At 59.3% G+C, this 22,324-nt stretch carries 19 protein-coding genes; 9 read left to right on the top strand and 10 right to left on the bottom strand.

Annotated features, from left to right (window positions below; genetic code table 11):
* Positions 1-13 precede the first annotated feature (13 nt).
* The gene (locus AC1DWM_RS14635) at positions 14-145 is read right to left on the bottom strand and encodes a hypothetical protein (RefSeq protein WP_263288232.1); all 132 of its coding nucleotides are present in this window, start codon (positions 143-145) and stop codon (positions 14-16) included.
* Here AC1DWM_RS14635 and AC1DWM_RS14640 point away from each other — a divergent pair.
* Positions 144-1,928: a hypothetical protein gene (locus tag AC1DWM_RS14640; protein WP_477795491.1), complete on the top strand. Its 1,785-nt coding sequence runs from the start codon at positions 144-146 to the stop codon at positions 1,926-1,928. The genes AC1DWM_RS14635 and AC1DWM_RS14640 overlap by 2 nt on opposite strands.
* Positions 1,929-2,007: 79 nt before the next feature.
* Here the strand turns inward: AC1DWM_RS14640 and AC1DWM_RS14645 are convergent, their stop codons facing one another.
* The 7 genes from AC1DWM_RS14645 to bioB form a co-directional block, all read right to left on the bottom strand.
* Positions 2,008-3,813, bottom strand: coding sequence for a phenylacyl-CoA dehydrogenase (locus AC1DWM_RS14645; RefSeq protein WP_477789909.1), 1,806 nt, complete (start codon positions 3,811-3,813; stop codon positions 2,008-2,010).
* Positions 3,814-4,089: 276 nt separating this feature from the next.
* Positions 4,090-4,386: a pyrroloquinoline quinone biosynthesis protein PqqE gene (locus AC1DWM_RS14650; RefSeq protein ID WP_477795492.1), complete on the bottom strand. Its 297-nt coding sequence runs from the start codon at positions 4,384-4,386 to the stop codon at positions 4,090-4,092.
* Positions 4,387-4,493: 107 nt separating this feature from the next.
* Positions 4,494-5,174: a dethiobiotin synthase gene (gene bioD / locus AC1DWM_RS14655; RefSeq protein ID WP_223521020.1), complete on the bottom strand. Its 681-nt coding sequence runs from the start codon at positions 5,172-5,174 to the stop codon at positions 4,494-4,496.
* Complete coding sequence (gene bioC / locus AC1DWM_RS14660; protein ID WP_477795493.1) at positions 5,171-5,983, bottom strand: malonyl-ACP O-methyltransferase BioC; 813 nt, start codon at positions 5,981-5,983, stop codon at positions 5,171-5,173. Before bioC ends, bioD begins: the two co-directional genes overlap by 4 nt.
* A complete protein-coding gene (locus AC1DWM_RS14665) occupies positions 5,976-6,707 on the bottom strand; it encodes an alpha/beta fold hydrolase (RefSeq protein ID WP_223521024.1) in 732 nt (243 codons plus the stop codon). Before AC1DWM_RS14665 ends, bioC begins: the two co-directional genes overlap by 8 nt.
* Positions 6,700-7,878: an 8-amino-7-oxononanoate synthase gene (gene bioF, locus AC1DWM_RS14670; RefSeq protein ID WP_223521026.1), complete on the bottom strand. Its 1,179-nt coding sequence runs from the start codon at positions 7,876-7,878 to the stop codon at positions 6,700-6,702. The genes AC1DWM_RS14665 and bioF overlap by 8 nt, the downstream gene beginning before the upstream one ends.
* A gap of 134 nt (positions 7,879-8,012) precedes the next feature.
* Positions 8,013-9,068 (bottom strand): biotin synthase BioB, encoded by a 1,056-nt coding sequence (bioB, locus tag AC1DWM_RS14675; protein WP_223521027.1) that lies wholly within the window; start codon positions 9,066-9,068, stop codon positions 8,013-8,015.
* A 92-nt stretch (positions 9,069-9,160) separates the two neighbouring features.
* On the opposite strand from bioB, the gene AC1DWM_RS14680 reads away from it, so the two are divergent.
* The 5 genes from AC1DWM_RS14680 to rarD all read left to right on the top strand — a co-directional run bounded on the left by AC1DWM_RS14680 (position 9,161) and on the right by rarD (position 15,048).
* On the top strand, positions 9,161-9,901 hold the full coding sequence (locus tag AC1DWM_RS14680; RefSeq protein ID WP_477795494.1) for a ComF family protein: 741 nt from the start codon (positions 9,161-9,163) through the stop codon (positions 9,899-9,901).
* A gap of 181 nt (positions 9,902-10,082) precedes the next feature.
* Positions 10,083-10,847, top strand: coding sequence for a TOBE domain-containing protein (locus AC1DWM_RS14685; protein ID WP_477795495.1), 765 nt, complete (start codon positions 10,083-10,085; stop codon positions 10,845-10,847).
* Between the two features lie 58 nt (positions 10,848-10,905).
* Entirely contained in the window at positions 10,906-12,807 is a 1,902-nt protein-coding gene (locus tag AC1DWM_RS14690; protein WP_223521033.1) for a PhoX family protein, read from the top strand.
* 173 nt (positions 12,808-12,980) lie between these two features.
* Positions 12,981-13,955: a serine/threonine protein kinase gene (locus AC1DWM_RS14695; RefSeq protein ID WP_223521035.1), complete on the top strand. Its 975-nt coding sequence runs from the start codon at positions 12,981-12,983 to the stop codon at positions 13,953-13,955.
* 205 nt (positions 13,956-14,160) lie between these two features.
* The gene (gene rarD, locus AC1DWM_RS14700) at positions 14,161-15,048 is read left to right on the top strand and encodes an EamA family transporter RarD (protein WP_477795496.1); all 888 of its coding nucleotides are present in this window, start codon (positions 14,161-14,163) and stop codon (positions 15,046-15,048) included.
* A 215-nt stretch (positions 15,049-15,263) separates the two neighbouring features.
* Here rarD and AC1DWM_RS14705 read toward each other — a convergent pair whose 3' ends face one another.
* Positions 15,264-15,782: a glycine cleavage system transcriptional repressor gene (locus tag AC1DWM_RS14705; protein ID WP_027926687.1), complete on the bottom strand. Its 519-nt coding sequence runs from the start codon at positions 15,780-15,782 to the stop codon at positions 15,264-15,266.
* A 537-nt stretch (positions 15,783-16,319) separates the two neighbouring features.
* Here AC1DWM_RS14705 and AC1DWM_RS14710 point away from each other — a divergent pair.
* On the top strand, positions 16,320-18,497 hold the full coding sequence (locus tag AC1DWM_RS14710; RefSeq protein ID WP_477795497.1) for a malate synthase G: 2,178 nt from the start codon (positions 16,320-16,322) through the stop codon (positions 18,495-18,497).
* Positions 18,498-18,690: 193 nt separating this feature from the next.
* Here the strand turns inward: AC1DWM_RS14710 and AC1DWM_RS14715 are convergent, their stop codons facing one another.
* On the bottom strand, positions 18,691-19,152 hold the full coding sequence (locus AC1DWM_RS14715) for a response regulator (RefSeq protein WP_223515725.1): 462 nt from the start codon (positions 19,150-19,152) through the stop codon (positions 18,691-18,693).
* A 251-nt stretch (positions 19,153-19,403) separates the two neighbouring features.
* Between AC1DWM_RS14715 and AC1DWM_RS14720 the strand changes: the two genes are divergently transcribed.
* Positions 19,404-21,344, top strand: coding sequence for a DUF294 nucleotidyltransferase-like domain-containing protein (locus AC1DWM_RS14720; RefSeq protein ID WP_223515729.1), 1,941 nt, complete (start codon positions 19,404-19,406; stop codon positions 21,342-21,344).
* Complete coding sequence (locus tag AC1DWM_RS14725; RefSeq protein ID WP_477795498.1) at positions 21,341-22,048, top strand: 3'-5' exonuclease; 708 nt, start codon at positions 21,341-21,343, stop codon at positions 22,046-22,048. Before AC1DWM_RS14720 ends, AC1DWM_RS14725 begins: the two co-directional genes overlap by 4 nt.
* Positions 22,049-22,324 lie beyond the last annotated feature (276 nt).

The following is a 22,324-nucleotide window of genomic DNA, read 5'->3' on the forward strand; positions in this document are numbered from 1 at the left end:
CGTACACAGGCACTTATCCCGCCGGATCGAGCCCCAATTCGACATTCACGGCTTTGCGTTTTTCCTGCGCAGGATTCAGCGCATCAGCAGATCCGCGATCTCGATCGGCCGGCAATTGGTCCTGCAAGATTCTGGAGTGAGCCATGAGCTTATCTTTGTACGAAAAAACGCTCGCCATACCGCTGCTGCCTCACAAACGATTCAACGGCATCTTCAGTCGCCATGCTCTGCTCGCCAGTGCCGTCGCTGTCGCACTGGCCATTGGTGGTGGTGGAGATGCATTTGCCAAAAACGGAGTTGGCGGTGGAGGCGGCGGCGGTGGTGGCGGGACTGCCAAGCCCCCGGGTTTGCCCTCGCCGTTCACGACACCCACACTGCCCGATCCGATTTTTACAGACCCGACTGCGATTCATGGGTTTGACGTTACCGGCTTTATCCAAAACATGACCCTGGACACCTCCAATGCGAATTGCCCCAATACCAGCGACCCGGGCCGCTTTGGGGGGACCGTCCAGTTGAACGGCGTCACGATTGTTGTCCCTTGCAACACCGTTATGCAGATGCCGGCCAACACCCTGACCTGGGCCGACTTCGTCAGGGGTGGAACCCTGGCGCTCGGAAAATCAGCGGCGGCCTATCCCTCGTTCGAGATCCATGTGGTAGGCAATAGCGTCTCCAACAAGCAGATTGCCGGGCTGATCTTTGTCTCCCAGCAATCAGTCAACGCGGGGAGCGGCTTCATCACCCGGATCGACTACACCAACGGCAACCTCGAAGTTGACAGCGGAAACCCGACGCAACCCACGATCATTCAGATCAACGACCCGAACGGACGTTTTGGCCGCGCCCAAAGCCCCGACCCGCGCTTCTCCGTCGATGATGCCAACCCGACCATCCATGCCGCCACCGGCTACCCGATGTGCGTGCCACGCACGATTTCCGGGGATGATGCACTCTGCCCAGAGAAAAACCGGCCAAAAGTGGTCACCCCGACCACGACCAACAACTGTCGCAATTTCAGCCAGGCTGGTGTCACGCCTCCGGCCAGTGGGGAGCTCTCGGGTCCAGCGGTGGGGCAGGTCTATTGCAGCCAGTACGTCATGAAGAGATTCGGCGATGCTAGCCGCACGGCGACGGACCCCGACCCGACACAACAGGCACCCTTCGAAGTCGGCGACTTCATCAGTTGGTCCGGCACTCTATTCAAGTCAGCAACAGCGGGCCTCCCGGATTTCATCTCTGCACACACGATCGAGGCGAATGTCGGGATCTACACTCAACCTGGTTCGCAGCCCAGCTACCTGGCAATCGGGGAATTTGGCATCGGCACAGCCGACCCGGCAGCAACAGCCATCGGCGGTGCAGCCCAAGAGACGCAGGACCGGATTTTCCTTGAAGCTTCGACCACCGACATCAAGACCCCGGTCGACATCTATCTGATAGATGTCAATCCATCGACAGGTGTGCAAACCAATCGCTGGGTTACACCCTATGAGATGACGGGTGAATGCAACCCTGCGCTGGGCCTTGCGGCCAGTTGCCTGGGAGCCTCGGGTGGTATTACCACACAGAACACAGGTCCTCAGCCACAACGCGCCAGATTACGTGCGACCAAAGCGCCCTCTGGGCTTCTTAGCCAACCGACACGTACCTTGCGCGTCGTTGCGCGGTCACTTTGCGTTCCACAGCAGAGCCTATCCCAGACCGCCGTGGACAGTTGCATCCAGAATGCGGGCAGGCTGACCGTCGCCAATGGACTGATTGCCGGACAGTATGTGGCGCCGGTGTTTGAGTTCATCTTTCCGGAAGGCGTCAAGCCTGGCGATCCGGTGGTGCCTAACGACTTCTGGCACCTGCCGTTCATACGTAACGGCGAAGGCGTGAGCACCCCGACTGGCGTCGGCCCCCTGGATCCGACGCCATGGTGATCAAGGCCTGACCACAGCGCAAAAAAAACCGCCGCTCCCAGAGGAAGCGGCGGTTTTTTTTGAAGGACCGCGTTAAGGCTTAGTAGCCCAGGTCGAAGTTCTCTTCTTTCATGTCCATCAGGTTGTTGGCACCCGACAGCATGGTTGCAACGTGAGTGCGGGTACGCGGCAGGATACGCTGGAAGTAGAAGCGCGCAGTCTGCAGCTTGGCGGTGTAGAACGCCTCTTCGGAGGTGCCGGCAGCCAGTTTCTCGGCCGCCAGACGCGCCATGTCAGCCCAGAAGTAGGCCAGGCAAGCGTAACCGGAGTACATCAGGTAATCCACGGAGGCCGCGCCGACTTCTTCGCGATCTTTCATGGCGGCCATACCGACCTTCATGGTCAGCTCGCCCCATTCTTTGTTCAGTGCCGCCAACGGTGCGACGAACTCTTGAACGGCTTCGTTGCCTTCGTTGGTCTGGCAGAACTTGTGGACGATCTTGGTGAAGCCTTTTAGGGCTTCGCCTTGGGTCATCAGCACTTTACGGCCCAGCAGGTCGAGCGCCTGGATACCGGTGGTGCCTTCGTACAGCATCGAAATGCGGCTGTCGCGAACGTTCTGCTCCATGCCCCACTCAGCGATGAAGCCGTGGCCGCCGTAGATTTGCACGCCATGGTTGGCGGATTCAAAACCGACTTCAGTCATGAACGCTTTAGCGATTGGCGTCATGAAGGCCAGCAGTGCGTCGGCTTTCTTCTTCTCTTCTTCGTCCACGCCGTACTTGACGATGTCGACTTGCTTGGCAGTGAAGTAAACCATTGCACGGTTGCCTTCGGCGAATGCCTTCATGGTCAACAGCATGCGACGTACATCTGGGTGAACGATGATCGGGTCAGCGGCTTTTTCCGGCGCTTTCGGGCCTGTCAGCGAACGCATTTGCAAGCGATCACGAGCGTACTTCAGGCCACCCTGGAAGCCGATCTCGGCGTGAGCCAGACCTTGCAGCGCGGTGCCCAGACGTGCGGTGTTCATAAAGGTGAACATGCAGTTCAGGCCTTTGTTCGCCGGGCCGATCAGGAAACCGGTGGCCGCGTCGAAGTTCATCACGCAAGTGGCGTTACCGTGGATGCCCATCTTGTGTTCCAGGGAACCACAGCTCACAGCGTTGCGTGCGCCGATCGAACCGTCCGCGTTCGGCATGAATTTCGGCACGATGAACAGCGAAATGCCTTTGGTGCCAGCCGGTGCATCCGGCAGGCGGGCCAGTACGATGTGGACGATGTTGTCGGCCATGTCGTGTTCGCCGGCCGAAATGAAGATCTTGGTGCCGGAGACTTTGTAGGAACCGTCAGCCTGAGGCTCAGCCTTGGTGCGCAACATGCCCAGGTCGGTGCCGCAGTGCGGTTCGGTCAGGCACATGGTGCCGGTCCACTCACCGGAAACCAGTTTGGTCAGATAAGCCTCTTGCTGCTCAGGCGTACCGTGCTCGGAAATGGTGTTCATCGCGCCATGGGACAGGCCTGGGTACATGCCCCACGACCAGTTGGCTTCGCCAACCATTTCACTGACTGCCAGACCCAGGGACTCCGGCAGGCCTTGGCCACCGTGCTCTACGTCGTGAGCCAGGCTTGGCCAGCCGCCTTCAACGAATTGCTTGTAGGCTTCTTTGAAGCCAGTCGGGGTTTTAACGCCGGACTCGCTCCAGGTGCAGCCTTCGGTGTCACCCACGCGGTTCAGCGGGGCCAGTACCTGCTCACAAAACTTGGCGCCTTCCTCAAGAATGGCGTCAACCATGTCCGGAGTTGCGTCCGCACAAGCCGGAAGGCTCTGATAGTGCGCTTCGTAGCCGAGCAGTTCGTCACGAACGAAGCGAATATCACGCAAGGGGGCCTTGTAGTCAGGCATAGCGAAAAACCTCTGCTGATGTAACCGGGAATGAACGACCGCGTTGATTTGCTGTGGCGGTCAAACAGTTGTTTGAAACATACGTTTACGCCTAAATCTTGTCAAGCATCGATCTTTAGCCGTTTGTCATCACATCGTTGATCTACCGGACACGCAGCAGCGCACCACCGCTGAACAAGCCAGGCGCTGTGTAGAAAAGATTAGTTGAGGGAGAAGGACTTACGCAGAAAAACGCTGCGAACTGTCGCAGCGTCGAGTGAACAATTCAGCGAGGGATCAAGCGAATGTGTCGATCAACGTTCCGAGCATTTCATCCGAAGCCTTGGCCACTTTGGCACCCGCTTCAACCTGAAATTTACCTTGGGCCATGTCGATTACATTGCTGGCCGGGTCGGATTGCTGACTGCGGTCAACCGAACGCAGACGATCCACCTGAGCCTCGGAAGACTGGCTGGCCACTGAACGTTCGATGGTGATATTGGCGATCTGCCCGGACGCTTGATCAACGCGGTTCTGCCCTGTCTGAATAGTGCTCAGACCAGCATAAAAAGCGGTGTTTCCTGAGATTTCCATGGGGAGACGTCGTCCTGCAAGGGATCAATAGCGGTCATTGAATCAGACATGATGGCAAAATGCCCGATAAAAACACTAATGGCACAGTGCCTTGTCATAGGCAAAACCTAGTCCAGCAAATCCAGCTGCAAATGCTCCGCCACGGATTCTGCCGTGACCGATTTGAGTTTCGGTACTCGCCCGAGGCAGGGCGCGGGGATACGCTCGGCGAGAGTCGCAAGGTTCTCTTCCAGGCGCGAGGTCTTGGGATCAATGATATTGGCTACCCAGCCCGCCAACTGTAATCCATCCCTGGCAATCGCCTCTGCCGTCAGCAGCGCATGATTGATGCAACCCAACCGCACACCGACCACCAGAATCACGGGCAAACCCAGCCCTATCGCCAGGTCAGACAGATTGGCCTGATCCGCCAAGGGCACGCGCCAGCCGCCCGCCCCTTCGATCAAGGTGAAATCTGCCTGCAAATCGAGAATCTCGCGCATGGGCGTCAACAGCGACAGCACCGTCAATGCCACGCCGGCCTCCCGCGCGGCCAGGTGCGGAGCGATGGCCGGCTCGAACGCGACCGGGTTGACCTGTGCATACGTCAACGACAAAGAGCACTCGGCCAACAGCGCTAGCGCATCGGCGTTACGCAATCCCTTGGGCGTCACGTCGCAGCCAGAGGCCACCGGTTTTCCCGCCGCCGTACTCAAGCCCGCCGACCGCGCGGCATGCAATAAACCGGCGGCAACGGTGGTCTTGCCGACGTCAGTGTCAGTACCGGTGATGAAATAGGCTGCGCTCATATAGGTTTCTCCAACACGGCGTAAACCACCTGGTAAGTCGCTGGCAATCCTTGGGCCTGACGAAATTGCTCATAAGCCTCGATCAAGCCAAGGATCCGCGCCCGCCCCGTCAAACCACCCGGTCGTCCAGGGTTCAAGTTGTGCGCACCCAATGCCTTGAGTTCATGAGTCAGACTACGCACATCCGGGTAATGCAACACGTGAGGACGCGTTTGCAAGCTGACCGTTTTCAAGCCACTGGTCGCACACAGTTGCTGATAAACACCCAACTCGCGGAAGCGGTTGACGTGCACCATGCCATCCACCTGACGCCAACTGTCACGCAACTCAAACAATGTCCCTACACACAGACTAGCAAACGCGAAAATCCCGCCCGGCTTCAGCACCCGATTCGCTTCACTGAGCACCGATTCAAAATCCGCACACCATTGCACAGCAAGGCTGGAGAAGATCAAATCGCAGGTCGAACCCTGCAGCGGCAACTGCTCCGCATCGCCCGCGATGAAATGGCTGGCACCACCCAATGGCCGGGCGTGATTGAGCATGCCTTCGGCGATATCGAGGGCGACACCTTGACCGGTCGGAAACCGCTCACCCAGCGCGCGACTGAAATATCCGGTGCCGCAGCCCAGGTCCAGCCAGCGACTCGGGACAAAATCATCCGGCAAACGACTCAACAACTGGCTGCCAACATCACGCTGCAACTCGGCCACGCTGTCGTAGCTCGCCGCCGCGCGAGAAAAGGAGGCTGCCACCTGGCGCTTGTCGGGCAAACCGCCAGGCAGGCTGGGAAGGGATAAATCAGTCATCACCGGACTCGTGCAAAAAGGCCTGAATCGCCCCCGCCACACCGTGGGGGTCTTCCAGAAGAAACGCGTGACTGGCCTGTTCAATCAGACCAATTTCGACATCTGGCAGCAACGCCAGCAAGTCCCCTGCTGCTTCGGCCGGGACCAGGCCGTCGAGGCCTGCGAATAGATGTAATTGCGGACCGCGGAACGCCTGCAAAGCTTGGCGAGTGTCCAGTTGTGCAAGAACTTCCAGACCACTCATCAACGCCGCGGCAGAAGTCTGTGGCGCACCGCCAAGCAATAGCCGCGACAACCCGCGAGGGTCTTGCGCGCCTTGGGCACACAACAGCGAAAACCGTTTCAGCGTCATGCGTGGATCTGCCTTGCAGCCGGCCAGGAACGCATCGAACGTCTCGGCGGGCATCGCGTTCGGCCATTGCTCATGAGCGACAAATGAGGCACTGCTCGCCAGGGTCAGCAAGCCGCAGCAACGATCACCCCGACGCGCCGCCAATTCGGCCGCCAGCATGCCGCCCAAGGACCAGCCACCGAGCCAGGCATCCTGCGGCACTGTCGAATCAAGTTCATCGAGCCATTCTTGAAGATCGCTCGATTCCAGTTCCGGCAACGGCTCAATCTCGACTCGCAGGTGTTCATCCAGCCCCTGCAAAGCTGCCGCCAAAGGTTCCAGCGGCGAAACGCCGAGGCCCCAACCGGGCAACAGAATCAGTCGATCACGCATGGCTTGGCTCCGATTTCAGTTGTGCGAAACAATCGGCCAGTCCGTTTAACAATAGTTGCACCTGTGCCTCGCTGTGAGCGGCGGTCAGGGTCACCCGCAAACGGGCGCTGCCGGCCGGCACGGTCGGCGGACGGATCGCAGTCACCATCAGCCCACGCTCGCGCAGCATCTGCGACAGGCGAACCGCACGCCCGGCATCGCCGATCATGATCGGCTGAATCGGCGTGAAGCTGTCCATCAGTTCCAGACCGATTTGCTCGGCGCCTTGGCGGAATTGGCGGATCAACGTTTTCAGATGCTCACGTCGCCAATGTTCGGTGCGCAGCAGTTCGAGGCTTTTCAGCGTCGCACAAGCCAGCGCCGGTGGCTGGCTGGTGGTGTAAATGTAGGGGCGGGCGAACTGGATCAGGCTTTCGATCAACTCTTCGCTGCCCGCGACAAAGGCCCCTGCCGTACCGAAAGCCTTGCCCAGCGTTCCGACCAAAACCGGCACGTCTTCCTGACTCAGTCCGAAATGCTCGACGATCCCGCCGCCATTGGCACCCAGCGGGCCAAAGCCGTGAGCGTCATCGACCATCAGCCACGCGCCTTTAGCCTTGGCTTCGCGGGCCAGCGCCGGCAGGTCGGCAATGTCGCCGTCCATGCTGAACACGCCGTCGGTGACCACCAGCGTATTACCGGTGGCTTTCTCCAGGCGCTTGGCCAGACTGACCGCGTCGTTGTGCAGATAGCGATTGAAGCGTGCGCCGGACAGCAAACCGGCATCGAGTAGCGAGGCGTGATTGAGCCGGTCTTCCAGCACCGTATCGCCCTGCCCGATCAACGCCGTGACCGCGCCAAGATTGGCCATGTAACCGGTGGTGAACAACAGCGCACGCGGGCGGCCGGTCAGATCAGCCAAGGCTTCTTCCAGCGCGTGATGGGGCGTGCTGTGGCCGATGACCAAGTGCGACGCCCCGCCACCCACGCCCCAACGAGCAGCGCCGGCGCGCCAGGCTTCGATCACTTGCGGGTGATTGGCCAGGCCCAGGTAATCGTTGTTACAGAACGCCAGCAACGGCTGGCCATCGACCACCACTTCCGGGCCTTGAGGGCTGTCGAGCAACGGGCGCTGGCGGTAGAGATTTTCGGCACGTCGGGCAGCAAGGCGTGCGGCGAGATCGAAAGACATGCAGGCCTCGCGAGTGGGAATGGGGTACCGCCCCTGTAGGAGCAAAGCTTGCTCGCGATAGGATCGCCGCAGTCATTCAGACAGACCGAGGTGTTTCCATCGCGGGCAAGCCTTGCTCCTACAAGACAGAGGACTTAAACAGCGGCGTTGTAGAACTGCTCGCTGCTCTTCTGCTCAACCAGTGCCTGCTCAATGGCGGCCTGATGCACCTCGTCCGCGTGCTCCTCGCGCGCTTCCGGCAGAATCCCCAGGCGCGAGAACAGTTGCATGTCCTTGTCGGCCTGCGGGTTGGCAGTGGTCAGCAGTTTTTCGCCGTAGAAAATCGAGTTGGCGCCGGCGAAGAATGCCAGGGCCTGCATCTGCTCGTTCATCGCTTCACGGCCAGCGGACAGGCGCACGTGGGATTTCGGCATCAGGATGCGGGCAACGGCGAGCATGCGGATGAAGTCGAACGGATCGATCTCTTCGGCATTTTCCAGCGGCGTACCGGCGACTTTCACCAGCATGTTGATCGGCACCGATTCCGGGTGCTCCGGCAAGTTGGCCAACTGGATCAGCAGGTTGGCGCGGTCATCAAGGGACTCACCCATGCCGAGAATACCGCCCGAGCAGATCTTCATCCCCGAATCACGCACGTACGCCAGGGTTTGCAGGCGCTCGCTGTAGGTGCGGGTGGTGATGATGCTGCCGTAGAACTCCGGTGAGGTGTCGAGGTTGTGGTTGTAGTAGTCGAGTCCGGCCTGAGCCAGCGCTTCGGTCTGGTCCTGGTCCAGACGGCCCAGGGTCATGCAGGTTTCCAGGCCCATGGCTTTTACGCCTTTGACCATTTCCAGCACGTACGGCATGTCTTTGGCCGACGGGTGCTTCCACGCCGCGCCCATACAAAAACGAGTCGAACCGATGGCCTTGGCGCGAGCGGCCTCTTCGAGGACCTTCTGCACTTCCATCAGCTTTTCTTTTTCCAGGCCGGTGTTGTAGTGACCGGACTGTGGGCAATATTTGCAATCTTCCGGGCAGGCGCCGGTTTTGATCGAGAGCAGCGTGGAAACCTGGACGCGGTTGGCGTCGAAATGCGCGCGGTGCACCGTCTGTGCCTGGAACAACAGGTCGTTGAATGGCTGAACGAAGAGTGCTTTGACTTCGGCCAAAGACCAGTCATGACGCAGGGTTGCAGAGGTGCTGGCGCTCATGGGCGTTTCCTTTGTTTTATGCTTGGCAAGCGTCTGGGGGATGGAATACCCACAGACGCGACACGGATGTTCGGCATATTTAAGGAAGACTCATGCGCTGTCAACCACGTTACGAAGGATCGGTTTACATCTGGTTAAAAAACATACAGCACTGTCTGCTCTGTGCTGAACCGGCCGATGAACACATCCCGATCTGCATGGCTTGCGAGACGGAGCTGCCCTGGCTTGGGGATCACTGCCAAACTTGTGCCCTGCCCTTATCGGGCGCCGGGCTGACCTGCGGCCAGTGCCTGAATCAACCGCCCGCCTTTGAGCAAGTCGCCGCACCGTGGACTTACAGCTTCCCGGTGGACACCCTGATCACACGTTTCAAGCACTCTGCAAAGTGGCCATTTGGTCGGCTGCTCGCCGAACTTCTCGCGCAATTCCTGCAACATCGCTTCGACGAAGACCTGAATCGTCCCGACGCGCTCGTTCCGGTGCCGCTGGCCTCTAAACGTCTGCGCCAACGGGGTTTCAATCAAGCCACCCTGCTTGCCCGCTGGCTCGGCGCCTGTCTGGACATGCCTTGCGACGAAACGCTGCTGTTGAGGACTCAAGACACCAGCGCGCAGCAGGACTTGAATGCCGACGCCCGCAAAAAGAATCTGCGCAACGCCTTTGCCCTGGCGCCCGGCGCACGCATCAAGGACCGTCATTTGGCGTTGGTCGACGATGTGCTGACCACCGGAGCCACGGCGCAAGCCCTCGCCCGGCTGTTGATGGACGCAGGCGCTGCGCGGGTTGACGTCTACTGCCTCGCCCGCACACCCAAACCGGGCGACATGGCCTGATTTAGTGGCATTCAGGGTGGGAGCGAGCCTGCTCGCGATGACGGTTTATCCGTCACATCTATGGTGAAGTTGATGGCCCCATCGCGAGCAGGCTCGCTCCCACAAGGATATGGCCTGACTTGACTCCCAGGCTTTCAGAAGCCAACGTCCTCTACATCGCCACAGCCCAAAGCGCCCTGCCATGTCCTTGCCTACGTTGTTGTCCCAGCACATTGTCCGTCGTCCGCAGCGCATTGCGTTGCTGCAACACATCGCCGAACAAGGCTCGATCACCCGCGCCGCGAAAAGCGCGGGCCTGAGTTACAAGGCCGCATGGGACGCTATCGACGAGCTGAACAACCTGGCGCAAAAGCCGCTGGTGGAGCGCAGCGTCGGCGGCAAGGGCGGCGGTGGCGCCAAACTCTCCAGCGAAGGCCTGCGCGTGTTGCGCCTTTATCAAAAGCTGCAAGCTTTGCAGGCCCAGGTGCTGGAAGCTGCCGAAGATGCCAGCGATCTGGACCTGCTCGGCCGCCTGATGCTCCGGACCAGCGCGCGCAATCAACTGCACGGCACAGTGGTAGGGATCGAAGCTCAAGGGCGCAACGACCGGATCCGTCTTGAACTGGCCGAAGGCTTGACGATCAATGCGCAGATCACCCACGACAGCACCCTGCGCCTGGAGTTGGTAACCGGAACCGAAGTGGTTGCGTTGATCAAGGCCGGTTGGCTTGAATTGTTGGGTATCGATCAACAAGCAACACCCGGCAACAACTTCTTGAAAGGCATCATCGAAACCATTCTCGACGCCGAAGACGGCCCCAGCGAAGTGCGCATCGGCCTGCCCAATGGCCAGACACTCTGCGCACTGGCCGAGCCGCTGCACTTGAGAACGCTGGGGCTTACCGCTGCCAAACCGGTGCTGGTGCAGTTCGCGCCATCCAACGTGCTGCTCGGTACACCGCTCTGAAACAAAAGCTTCATCAATGCTCTTTAAGGTGGCTGCAAAAACCCGCAGGGAGCCTGATGTGAGCCTATTAGAAGAAAACCAGTCCACCGACCTCGAAAAGATGGTCGGCCTCAGCCGTCGCGGTTTCATCAGCGCCGGTGCCCTCTGTGGTGCCGCCATGTTCCTCGGTGGCAACCTGCTGAGCCGCAGCGTGCTGGCCGCGAGTGTCAGCGCCGGCACCAGCAAACTGCTGGGTTTTGACAGCATCCCCGCCGCCACCAGCGACACCATTACCTTGCCGGCGGGCTACAAATCCTCGGTGCTGATCAGCTGGGGCCAGCCCCTGCAAAATAGCGGCCCGGCGTTCGACCCCAGCGGCAACGGCACGGCCGAGCAACAGGAAGTCCAGTTCGGCGACAACAATGACGGCATGAGCCTGTTCGAGTTTCCCGGTGAAAAAGACCGGGCGCTGATGGCGATCAACAACGAATACACCAACTATCGCTACCTCTATCCGCATGGCGGCATGCCGCAGTCCGCCGAAGAAGTGCGCAAGGCGCTGGCTTGCGAAGGCGTGACAGTGATCGAAGTGCAGCGCAAGAACGGCCAGTGGCAGTTCGTCCAGGGCTCGCGCTACAACCGTCGTATCCACGGCAACGCACCAATCAGCCTGAGCGGCCCGGCCGCCGGCCATGAACTGCTGAAAACCAGCGCCGACCCCCACGGCAAGAATGTCCTGGGCACCTTCCAGAACTGCGCCAATGGCAAGACGCCGTGGGGTACGTACTTGACGTGCGAAGAGAACTTCACCGACTGCTTCGGCAGCAGCAACGCCGAGCAGAAATTCGACACTGCACAGAAACGCTACGGCGCGGTGGCAACCAGCAAAGAGATCAACTGGCATCAGCACGATGAGCGATTCGACCTGGCGAAGAATCCCAACGAACTCAACCGTCACGGCTGGGTGGTAGAAATCGACCCGTTCGATCCGCAATCGACCCCGATCAAACGTACGGCCCTGGGCCGCTTCAAGCACGAGAACGCCGCGCTGGCAGAAACCCATGACGGCCACGCAGTGGTGTACATGGGCGACGATGAGCGTGGCGAGTTCATCTACAAGTTCGTCAGCCGCGACAAGATCAACCATAAAAACCCCAAGGCCAACCGCGACCTGCTGGATCACGGCACCTTGTATGTAGCGCGCTTCGATACCGGCGACGGCAATACCGATCACCCGAAAGGCCAAGGCGAGTGGGTCGAACTGACTCACGGCAAAAACGGCATCGACGCCAGCAGCGGTTTTGCCGATCAGGCCGAAGTGCTGATCCACGCGCGCCTCGCCGCCAGCGTAGTAAAAGCCACGCGCATGGACCGTCCGGAATGGATCGTCGTCAGCCCCAAGGATGGCCAGGTGTATTGCACCCTGACCAACAACGCCAAGCGTGGTGAAGACGGCCAACCGGTAGGCGGGCCAAACCCGCGCGAGAAGAACGTCTACGGGCAGATTCTGCGCTGGCGCACTGACCGCGATGATCATGGCTCGAAAAACTTTGCCTGGGACCTGTTTGTGGTCGCCGGCAACCCAGGGGTTCACGCCAGCACGCCGAAGGGTGGCTCGTCCAACATCACGCCGCAAAATATGTTCAACAGCCCGGATGGTTTGGGCTTCGACAAGGCCGGGCGGTTGTGGATTCTCACCGATGGCGATTCGAGCAATGCCGGTGACTTTGCGGGCATGGGCAACAATCAGATGCTGTGTGCGGACCCTGCGACCGGGGAAATTCGCCGGTTCATGGTCGGGCCGGTTGGTTGCGAAGTCACCGGGATCAGCTTTTCGCCGGATCAGAAGACGCTGTTTGTCGGGATTCAACATCCGGGGGAGAACGGTGGGTCGACATTCCCTGAGCATCTGCCGAATGGCAAGCCGCGGTCCTCGGTGATGGCGATTTCCCGTGAAGATGGCGGGATCGTCGGCGCCTGATAAAGCCCCATCGCGGGCAAGCCTTGCTCCCACACTGGATCTGTGTCACATCGCAAATCCCCTGTGGGAGCGAGCCTGCTCGCGAAAGCGTCCGCACAGTCACCACCTATATTCGGCCGTCTGCGCTACCATGCTTGGCCGGACGCGGCAGCCTGCTGCGCGCAGGAGTCAGCATGGCCCACCCGTTTGCAACCCTCACCCCAGACCTCGTGCTCGATGCCGTCGAAAGCATCGGCTTTCTCAGCGACGCGCGCATTCTGGCGCTCAACAGCTACGAGAACCGCGTCTATCAAGTCGGTATCGAAGACTCCGAGCCGCTGATCGCAAAATTCTATCGTCCGCAGCGCTGGACCAACGAAGCGATTCTCGAAGAGCATCAATTCACCTTCGAACTCGCCGAATGCGACGTGCCAGTGGTCGCGCCGATGATCCACAACGGCGCCAGCCTGCACGAACACAACGGCTTTCGTTTCACCCTGTTCCCCCGCCGTGGTGGCCGTGCGCCGGAGCCGGGCAATCTCGATCAGCTCTATCGCCTGGGTCAGTTGCTGGGTCGCCTGCATGCCGTGGGTTCCACCAAACCGTTCGACCACCGTGAAGCGCTGGGCGTGAAGAACTTCGGTCACGACTCGCTGACCACCTTGCTCGAAGGCAATTTTGTACCCAAAAGTTTGCTGCCGGCCTACGAGTCCGTGGCCCGCGACCTGCTCAAGCGAGTAGAAGAGGTCTACAAGGCGACGCCGCACCAGAACATCCGCATGCACGGCGACTGCCACCCCGGCAACATGATGTGCCGCGACGAAATGTTCCACATCGTCGACCTCGACGACTGCCGCATGGGCCCGGCGGTGCAGGACATCTGGATGATGTTGGCCGGTGACCGCCAGGAATGTCTCGGGCAGTTGTCGGAACTGATGGACGGCTACAACGAATTTCACGATTTCGATTCGCGAGAACTGGCGTTGATCGAACCGTTGCGCGCTTTGCGTCTGATGCACTACAGCGCCTGGCTCGCCCGTCGTTGGGACGACCCGGCGTTCCCGCACAGTTTTCCGTGGTTCGGCAGTGAGCGGTATTGGGGTGATCAGGTGTTGGCGTTGCGTGAGCAACTGGCAGCACTCAATGAAGAACCGCTAAAACTCTTCTGACCCACACAGCCCACCTTGTAGGAGCGAGCCTGCTCGCGATAGCGGCCTGTCAGTCACTGATGTGCTGAATGTGAAATCGCCATCGCGAGCAGGCTCACTCCTACAGGGATTGTGTTCACAATTGCCCAACCTATTCAGGCAGGACATTCAAAGACAAATCTCCTTACAATCCCCTCTTTGTTAGCTGCCTAAGCAAGGATTCTGCATGCAAGCCGCCAACCCGCGTCGCGGGTACATTTTGGGCCTTACTGCCTACATCATCTGGGGACTTTTCCCGATCTACTTCAAAGCCATCGCCAGCGTGCCCGCCGCGGAGATCATCATCCATCGCGTGCTTTGGTCCGCGCTGTTCGGCGCCTTGCTACTGATGGTCTGGAAACATCCAGGCTGGTGGCGTGAGTTGCGTGACAACCCCAAACGCCTGGCGATCCTGGCCCTCAGCGGCACGCTGATCGCGGCCAACTGGCTGACTTACGTGTGGGCGGTGAACAACGGGCGGATGCTCGAAGCCAGCCTCGGCTACTACATCAACCCGCTGGTGAACGTCCTGCTGGGCATGCTGATCCTCGGCGAACGATTGCGGCGCATGCAGTGGATCGCCGTGGGTCTGGCGGCAGTCGGCGTGGCGCAACAGGTGTGGCAAGTCGGCAGCCTGCCATGGGTGTCGCTGGTACTGGCGTTGTCCTTCGGTTTCTACGGATTGATCCGCAAGCAGGCGCCCGTCAAAGCGCTGCCCGGTCTTGTGGTGGAAACCTGGATGCTGGTGCCGATTGCAGTCGCGTGGCTGCTGTTCAACCCGACGGCGGCCAGCGCGCAACCCGAGTTCTGGACCACCTCCGAAGCCTGGTGGCTGGTCGCCGCCGGTCCGATCACGCTGGTACCGCTGATCTGTTTTAACGCCGCCGCAAGGCATATTCCCTACACGACACTGGGATTCCTTCAGTACCTGGCGCCGACGCTGGTGCTGTTGCAAGCCGTCCTGCTGTTTGGCGAACACCTGTCGTCCAGCACGCTCGTGGCGTTCATCTTTATTTGGGCGGGCCTGGCGGTTTACAGCGTCGATGCGTGGATAAGTCTGCGCCGCCGCCGCTGATCAAAAAACACACAAACCTCTACAGGCCGCGTCCCTCGTGGCCTGCATCGATCCTTCCCAAGGTTATCCACAGCGTGATCCCCGTCGTATGTGCGCAACTTGTTGAAACTGATGATTTTTTGATCAGATCCTGAAGAAGCCCGGCCGGCGTGGGCTGGCGGGCTGTCTCTACAGGTTATCCACAGGCAGGTGCACGTTTAACTTGGATAACCCTGTCAAGGTTCACTACGCAGCACCAACTCGACCATCAGATCGTCTGCCAGGGTTTCCAGGCGCGACTGCAATACGTCCAGCGACAAGGTCAGCGGCACCGCAAGGATTGCTTCAGCGTGAAACAGTGGCTCGCTGCTCATCGGCGCCGGGCGCACTTCAGTGACCAACCTTTCCAGGTTCACACCTTGTTCGCTGAGCAGACGGGTGATGTCGCGCACGATTCCCGGGCGATCATTACCCACCAACTCCATCGCAATGGGTTTCCAGGTGCAGGACTGTTCGATGCCGCTTTCGGCAATCAGCACGCGAATGCCTTGGGCGGACAACGCTTGCAGGGCATCGACCAATTCATCGTAGGCCTCGGCCGGTACGCCCACTCGAAGAATCCCGGCGAACTGTCCAGCCATGCGCGACATACGGCTTTCCAGCCAGTTGCCGCCGTGCTCGGCAATGCACTGGGCGATGCGCTCGACCTGCCCGGCCTTGTCTGGAGCAAATACTGTGAGTACGAGGTGGTCCATGGCGCAGCCCTCTTTTGTTATAGAAACAGAAGTATAGGCAAGGCTTGATCCTGCGATGAATCGTCTGACGCCTTCGCGAGCAGGCTCGCTCCCACAAGTCTTGCGCTGCACCTGTGGGAGCGAGCCTGCTCGCGATTGGAGCGCCGCCGATAAACCTGCCGACAACAAATCGTGTACAACTTTTTATATTTAACTGGAACAATCCAATAGTTTTTTGAGAACATCCCACACCCCAGCGTGACTGCAATGCGTCATGGGGTCGCAGAACGACGTAATTAGTCTAATTTTCACAAGCGCAATTCATCATGTAGTATGCCGCAGCGCGCACTACATAACGTTGGATCGATGTCTGCCACAGGCACACTCGCAACCCTGAAAAGCCCCATCAGCAAGGCCTACAAGCCGTTGATCGGACCGAACCCAGCCGCCCGCAAGGGCATGTACTGGCGGACGGGTTTGTGGTTTAAATGGCCATAGGCTTCATTGTCAAAATTGAAGAGCTGAAAAGCGAAATAGCTGAGCAGAGTGAGGCAAGCAATGACTGAACACGTTCAAGTCGGTGGCCTGCAGGTCGCCAAAGTCCTGTTCGACTTCGTGAACAACGAAGCCATTCCCGGTACCGGCCTCACCGCCGATAAGTTCTGGGCCGGTGCCGACAAGGTCATTCATGACCTGGCCCCGAAGAACAAAGCCCTACTCGCCAAACGCGATGATTTCCAGGCTCGTATCGATGGCTGGCACCAACAGCGTGCCGGTCAGGCGCACGACGCCGTGGCCTATAAAGCCTTCCTGCAAGACATCGGTTATCTACTGCCAGAAGCAGCCGATTTCCAGGCAACGACGCAAAACGTCGATGACGAAATCGCCCGCATGGCCGGTCCGCAACTTGTGGTTCCGGTGATGAATGCCCGTTTCGCGCTTAATGCTTCGAACGCCCGTTGGGGTTCGCTGTACGACGCGCTCTACGGCACCGACGCCATCAGCGAAGCTGACGGCGCGGAGAAAGGCAAAGGCTACAACAAGGTTCGCGGCGACAAGGTCATTGCCTTCGCCCGTGCTTTCCTCGACGAAGCCGCGCCATTGGCTGCCGGCTCCCACGTCGATTCCACCGGCTACAAAATCGTTGACGGCAGACTGGTGGTCGCCCTTAAAGGTGGTAGCAACACCGGCCTGCGCAACGACGCTCAGCTGATCGGTTTCCACGGCGACGCTAGCGCTCCGACCGCGATCCTGCTGAAGAACAACGGCCTGCATTTCGAAATCCAGATCGATGCCAGCACCCCGGTCGGCCAGACCGACGCTGCCGGCGTCAAAGACATTCTGATGGAAGCCGCGCTGACCACCATCATGGACTGCGAAGACTCCGTCGCCGCCGTCGATGCCGATGACAAAGTGGTGATCTACCGCAACTGGCTCGGCCTGATGAAGGGCGACCTGTCGGAAGAAGTCTCCAAGGGAGGTCAGACCTTTACCCGCACCATGAACGCCGACCGCACCTACACCGGTGTCGATGGCAAGGAACTGAGCCTGCACGGTCGTTCACTGTTGTTCGTGCGTAACGTCGGTCACCTGATGACCATCGACGCCATCGTCGACAAAGACGGCAATGAAGTGCCGGAAGGCATTCTCGACGGCCTGGTGACCAGCCTCGCGGCGATTCACAGCCTCAACGGCAGCAGTTCACGCAAGAACAGCCGCACCGGCTCGGTTTACATCGTGAAACCGAAAATGCACGGCCCGGAAGAAGCCGCGTTCACCAACGAGCTGTTCGGTCGCATCGAAGAAGTTCTCGGTCTGCCGCGCAACACGCTGAAAGTCGGGATCATGGACGAGGAGCGCCGCACAACGGTCAACCTCAAGGCCTGCATCAAGGCTGCCAGCGAGCGCGTAGTGTTTATCAACACCGGTTTCCTCGACCGCACGGGCGATGAAATCCACACCTCCATGGAAGCCGGCCCAATGGTGCGCAAGGCCGACATGAAGGCCGAGAAGTGGATTGGTGCCTACGAAAACTGGAACGTCGACATCGGTTTGAGCACTGGCCTGCAAGGTCGCGCGCAGATCGGCAAAGGCATGTGGGCCATGCCCGACCTGATGGCCGCGATGCTCGAACAGAAAATCGCTCACCCGCTGGCCGGCGCCAACACCGCCTGGGTTCCATCGCCGACCGCCGCTGCACTGCACGCGTTGCACTACCACAAGGTTGACGTGTTCGCCCGTCAGGCTGAACTGGCCAAACGTGCTCGTGCTTCGGTGGACGACATCCTGAGCATTCCATTGGCGGTGAACCCGCAGTGGACCGCAGAGCAGATCAAGAACGAACTGGACAACAACGCCCAGGGCATTCTCGGTTATGTAGTGCGCTGGATCGACCAGGGTGTCGGTTGCTCGAAAGTGCCGGACATCAACGACGTCGGCCTGATGGAAGACCGCGCGACGCTGCGTATTTCCAGCCAGCACATCGCCAACTGGCTGCGCCATGGCATCGTCACCGAAGAGCAAGTGATGGAAAGCCTCAAGCGCATGGCGCCGGTGGTTGACCGTCAGAACGCCAATGACGCGCTGTACCGTCCGCTGGCACCGAACTTCGACAGCAACATCGCCTTCCAGGCGGCGGTCGAACTGGTGGTCGAAGGCACTAAACAGCCGAACGGCTATACCGAGCCGGTTCTGCACCGTCGTCGTCGCGAGTTCAAGGCTGCCAATGGCCTGTAACTGATCGCTGACACCGGACATGAAAAAGCCCTGATCTTTGGATCAGGGCTTTTTTATTTGTGAATGTGATCCCTTGTGGGAGCGAGCCTGCTCGCGATGACGGTGTGTCAGTAAACATTCATATCGACTGACACGCCCTCATCGCGAGCAGGCTCGCTCCCACAGGGGAATGTGCAAACCTGACAGGTCTGAACTAAGGCTTCGCCCCCAACTCATGTTTGACCAGCGCCAACAGTTTGTCGGGATCTATAGGCTTGAGTAGAAAATCCACAACGCTCAAATGCATGGCCGCGATGGCGTCTTTTACATCAGCGTCACCAGAGACGATGATGATCGGCAAGGCCGCCCGAACCGACTCACGTACCTGACGGATAAGGTCCAGGCCATCGACATTGCCCATACGCAAGTCGGTGATCACCAGACCGATTGAAAGCTTTTTCACTTCTTCTTCAGCAACCAGCAGCTTGAGTGCGCTTTCACCGCTGGCAGCGGTGATGCAGCGAATACCGTCCAATCCAAGAATTTGCGTCAACAACTCGCGCGCGTCTTTATCGTCATCGACGATCAGCACCCGTTGCAGCGGCAAATCGGGTTCGAGCATGACGGCACTCAGCGCTTCGCGCTCGGCATCACTCAAAATATCGTGGTCGGACATGGCGTTCTCTACGTTTTCATTTCAATTCCTTAGCACATCCGTCAGATATCGCTAAGCAGACCTTCAATGTGCACTTCGTCGGAAAATTTTCCTATAGTCAATGTAGGTGTTTTTTCTCACAGTCGTGTCAAACATTTCCTAACTTCCGACACCTGCATTGCCTACCTAGACTTACGTCCAATGGGCACCCTGCGCGCAGGGGCCGACCATGGCTGGGTCATCCGACAACAATAACTCCAACGACTGCGGTAATGGTTATGAGTAAAGCGGACGCCTTCACACAGGCAGGGAAAACCGCGGTGTTGCAGAACATCCAGGGCACTTTGCAATTTCTTCAGCGTTTTCCGCCCTTCAATCAGATGGAACACGCTCACCTGGCGTATCTGGTTGAGCAATGTCAGCTGCGTTTTTATGCCCCCGGCGAGAGCATTATCAAACCCGCCGATGGCCCGGTTGAGCATTTCTACATCGTCAAACAGGGCCGCGTCGTCGGTGAGCGCCCGCACACCGCCAAGGGCGGCACCGAAACCACCTTCGAAATCACCACCGGCGAGTGCTTCCCCCTCGCTGCGCTGCTGGGTGAGCGTGCGACCCGCACTGAACACCTCGCCGCCGAAGACACCTTTTGCCTTCAGCTGAACAAGCTGGCGTTCATCAAACTGTTCGCGCTTTCCAGCACCTTTCGCGACTTTGCCCTGCGTGGCGTCAGTAGCTTGCTGGATCAGATCAACCAGCAAGTCCAGCAAAAAGCCGTGGAGACCCTCGGCACTCAGTATTCGTTGAACACGCGCCTGGGCGAGTTGGCCATGCGCCACCCGGTGACTTGCAGCCCGGCGACGCCGCTACGTGAAGCGGTGAAGCTGATGCACGAGCAACAGGTCGGTAGCATCGTCGTGGTCGATGAGCACAAAGCCCCGCTGGGGATTTTTACCCTGCGCGACCTGCGCCATGTCGTGGCCGAGGGTAACAACGACTTCAACGAAGCCATCGAGCGGCACATGACCCAGGCGCCGTTTTTCCTGTCGCCGGACCACAGCGCTTTCGACGCGGCCATCGCCATGACCGAGCGGCACATCGCCCACGTCTGCCTGGTGAAAGATCACCGCCTGTGCGGCGTGGTCTCGGAGCGTGACCTGTTTTCCCTGCAGCGGGTTGATCTGGTGCACCTGGCACGGACGATTCGCAGTGCCCAGCGTGTGGAAAACCTGGTGTTGATGCGCGGCGAGATCGGCCAACTGGTCGAACGCATGCTGGCGCACGGCGCGTCGTCGACACAGATCACTCACATCATCACCCTGCTCAACGACCACACCGTGTGCCGGGTGATCGAGTTGACCCTCGCCGAAAAAGGTGACCCCGGTGTGCCGTTCAGTTGGCTGTGCTTCGGCAGTGAGGGCCGTCGCGAACAGACACTGCACACCGATCAGGACAACGGCATTTTGTTCGAGGCACGGGACGCCGCGCATGCGGCTGAGATACGCGGAAAATTGTTGCCGATTGCCCAGCAGATTAACCAGAGCCTGGCGCTCTGCGGTTTCACGCTGTGCAAGGGCAACATCATGGCGGGCAACCCGGAGCTGTGCTTGTCGCGTGCCGAATGGGCGCGACGGTTTGCGGCGTTTATCCGCGAGGCGACGCCGGAGAACCTGCTGGGTTCGAGCATCTATTTCGACTTGCGCGTGGTCTGGGGTGACGAGCAAGAGTGCGAGCAATTGCGCCGCGGGATTCTCGATCAGGTCGGCGATAACCGGTTGTTCCAGCGGATGTTGGCCGAGAACGCCTTGCGCAATCGTCCCCCTGTGGGGCGTTTTCGTGAGTTCGTACTGGCGCGCAAAAACGGTGAAAAAGCCACGCTGGACTTGAAGGTTCAGGGGTTGACGCCTTTCGTCGACGGCGCACGGTTACTGGCATTGGCTCACGGCATCGAGACCAACAATACCCTGGAGCGATTTCGCCAACTGGTGGCCAAGGAAATCATTCAGCCGCTGGACGGTGCGGCGTATGAAGAGGCATACCACTTCATTCAGCAAACCCGCATGCAGCAGCATCAGTTACAGACCCGGGAGAACTTGCCCTATTCCAACCGGGTCGATCCGGACATCCTCAATCATCTAGACCGACGGATCCTGCGTGAATCCCTGCGCCAGGCGCAACGCCTGCAAAGCAGCCTGACCCTGCGGTACCAACTATGAGCCTGTTTTCGTGGCTGCGCCCGGTCACCCCACTCCTGACGGAAGAGTTGCAACAACGACTCAAGCGCTTGCCAGCAGTGGCCGACCTGGGTGAATGCAGCTTGCGTGAACAGCGCTGGGTGGTGCTCGACCTGGAAACCACCGGGCTGAACCTGAACAAGGACCGGGTGTTGTCCATCGGCGCCGTGGTGATTGAGGACGGCGCCATCGACTTCAGCCAGCAGTTCGAACGCACGCTGCGATGCGCCGACATGAAGCTCGCACCCAGCGTGCTGATTCATGGCTTGGGCCCAAGTGCCATTGCGGCCGGCAGCGACCCGGCGCAAGCCTTGCTCGAATTCATGGAATTCGTCGGCGACAGCCCGGTGCTGGCGTTTCATGCACCCTTCGATCAGCACATGCTTGGCCGGGCACTGAAAGACCACTTGGGCTACAAGTTGGTCCATCCGTTTCTGGATGTGGCAGACATCGCCCCGCTGCTGTGTCCACAGGCTCACATTCGAGACGCCGGGCTGGATGAGTGGATCGACTGGTTCAAACTGCAAGTGTTCGAACGACATAACGCCAGTGCCGACGCCTTGGCGACGGCCGAATTGGCATTGATCCTGTTCAGCCGGGCGCGGCAGCAGCAGATTCATAGCCCGCAGAACCTGCAACAGCGGCTGAGTCAGTGGAAACGCCGGCAGCAGGCCCCCTCCTTCTAAATATGTTCTGGCCCCATCGCGGGCAAGCCATGCTCCTACAGATGACCGGATACCCCTGTAATTGGATGGACTCGCCCACGCCGAGGCGTCAATGCGCCACGGTGGCAGTCTAAGAAGCCAACGGCAGCGAGGGCGAGTCCATGAAAAAGAATACGACGCTTAAACAGTCCCTGTCTTCAACCGATGTGTCGGCCTGTACGACAGTGGCGGTCGATCTTGCCAAGCAGGTCTTTCAGGTCGCAGGCGAAGACGCTCTGGGCCAGGTGCTTTATGAAG

Source organism: Pseudomonas sp. P4_C8 (assembly GCF_056401975.1).

Excerpts from the sequence above, each read along its gene's own strand:
- AC1DWM_RS14640 (WP_477795491.1), top strand. The coding sequence starts at position 144 with ATGAGCTTATCTTTGTACGAAAAAACGCTCGCCATACCGCTGCTGCCT.
- AC1DWM_RS14635 (WP_263288232.1), bottom strand. The coding sequence starts at position 145 with ATGGCTCACTCCAGAATCTTGCAGGACCAATTGCCGGCCGATCGAGAT.
- AC1DWM_RS14645 (WP_477789909.1), bottom strand. The coding sequence starts at position 3,813 with ATGCCTGACTACAAGGCCCCCTTGCGTGATATTCGCTTCGTTCGTGAC.
- AC1DWM_RS14650 (WP_477795492.1), bottom strand. The coding sequence starts at position 4,386 with ATGGAAATCTCAGGAAACACCGCTTTTTATGCTGGTCTGAGCACTATT.
- bioD (WP_223521020.1), bottom strand. The coding sequence starts at position 5,174 with ATGAGCGCAGCCTATTTCATCACCGGTACTGACACTGACGTCGGCAAG.
- bioC (WP_477795493.1), bottom strand. The coding sequence starts at position 5,983 with ATGACTGATTTATCCCTTCCCAGCCTGCCTGGCGGTTTGCCCGACAAG.
- AC1DWM_RS14665 (WP_223521024.1), bottom strand. The coding sequence starts at position 6,707 with ATGCGTGATCGACTGATTCTGTTGCCCGGTTGGGGCCTCGGCGTTTCG.
- bioF (WP_223521026.1), bottom strand. The coding sequence starts at position 7,878 with ATGTCTTTCGATCTCGCCGCACGCCTTGCTGCCCGACGTGCCGAAAAT.
- bioB (WP_223521027.1), bottom strand. The coding sequence starts at position 9,068 with ATGAGCGCCAGCACCTCTGCAACCCTGCGTCATGACTGGTCTTTGGCC.
- AC1DWM_RS14680 (WP_477795494.1), top strand. The coding sequence starts at position 9,161 with ATGCGCTGTCAACCACGTTACGAAGGATCGGTTTACATCTGGTTAAAA.
- AC1DWM_RS14685 (WP_477795495.1), top strand. The coding sequence starts at position 10,083 with ATGTCCTTGCCTACGTTGTTGTCCCAGCACATTGTCCGTCGTCCGCAG.
- AC1DWM_RS14695 (WP_223521035.1), top strand. The coding sequence starts at position 12,981 with ATGGCCCACCCGTTTGCAACCCTCACCCCAGACCTCGTGCTCGATGCC.
- rarD (WP_477795496.1), top strand. The coding sequence starts at position 14,161 with ATGCAAGCCGCCAACCCGCGTCGCGGGTACATTTTGGGCCTTACTGCC.
- AC1DWM_RS14705 (WP_027926687.1), bottom strand. The coding sequence starts at position 15,782 with ATGGACCACCTCGTACTCACAGTATTTGCTCCAGACAAGGCCGGGCAG.
- AC1DWM_RS14710 (WP_477795497.1), top strand. The coding sequence starts at position 16,320 with ATGACTGAACACGTTCAAGTCGGTGGCCTGCAGGTCGCCAAAGTCCTG.
- AC1DWM_RS14715 (WP_223515725.1), bottom strand. The coding sequence starts at position 19,152 with ATGTCCGACCACGATATTTTGAGTGATGCCGAGCGCGAAGCGCTGAGT.
- AC1DWM_RS14720 (WP_223515729.1), top strand. The coding sequence starts at position 19,404 with ATGGTTATGAGTAAAGCGGACGCCTTCACACAGGCAGGGAAAACCGCG.
- AC1DWM_RS14725 (WP_477795498.1), top strand. The coding sequence starts at position 21,341 with ATGAGCCTGTTTTCGTGGCTGCGCCCGGTCACCCCACTCCTGACGGAA.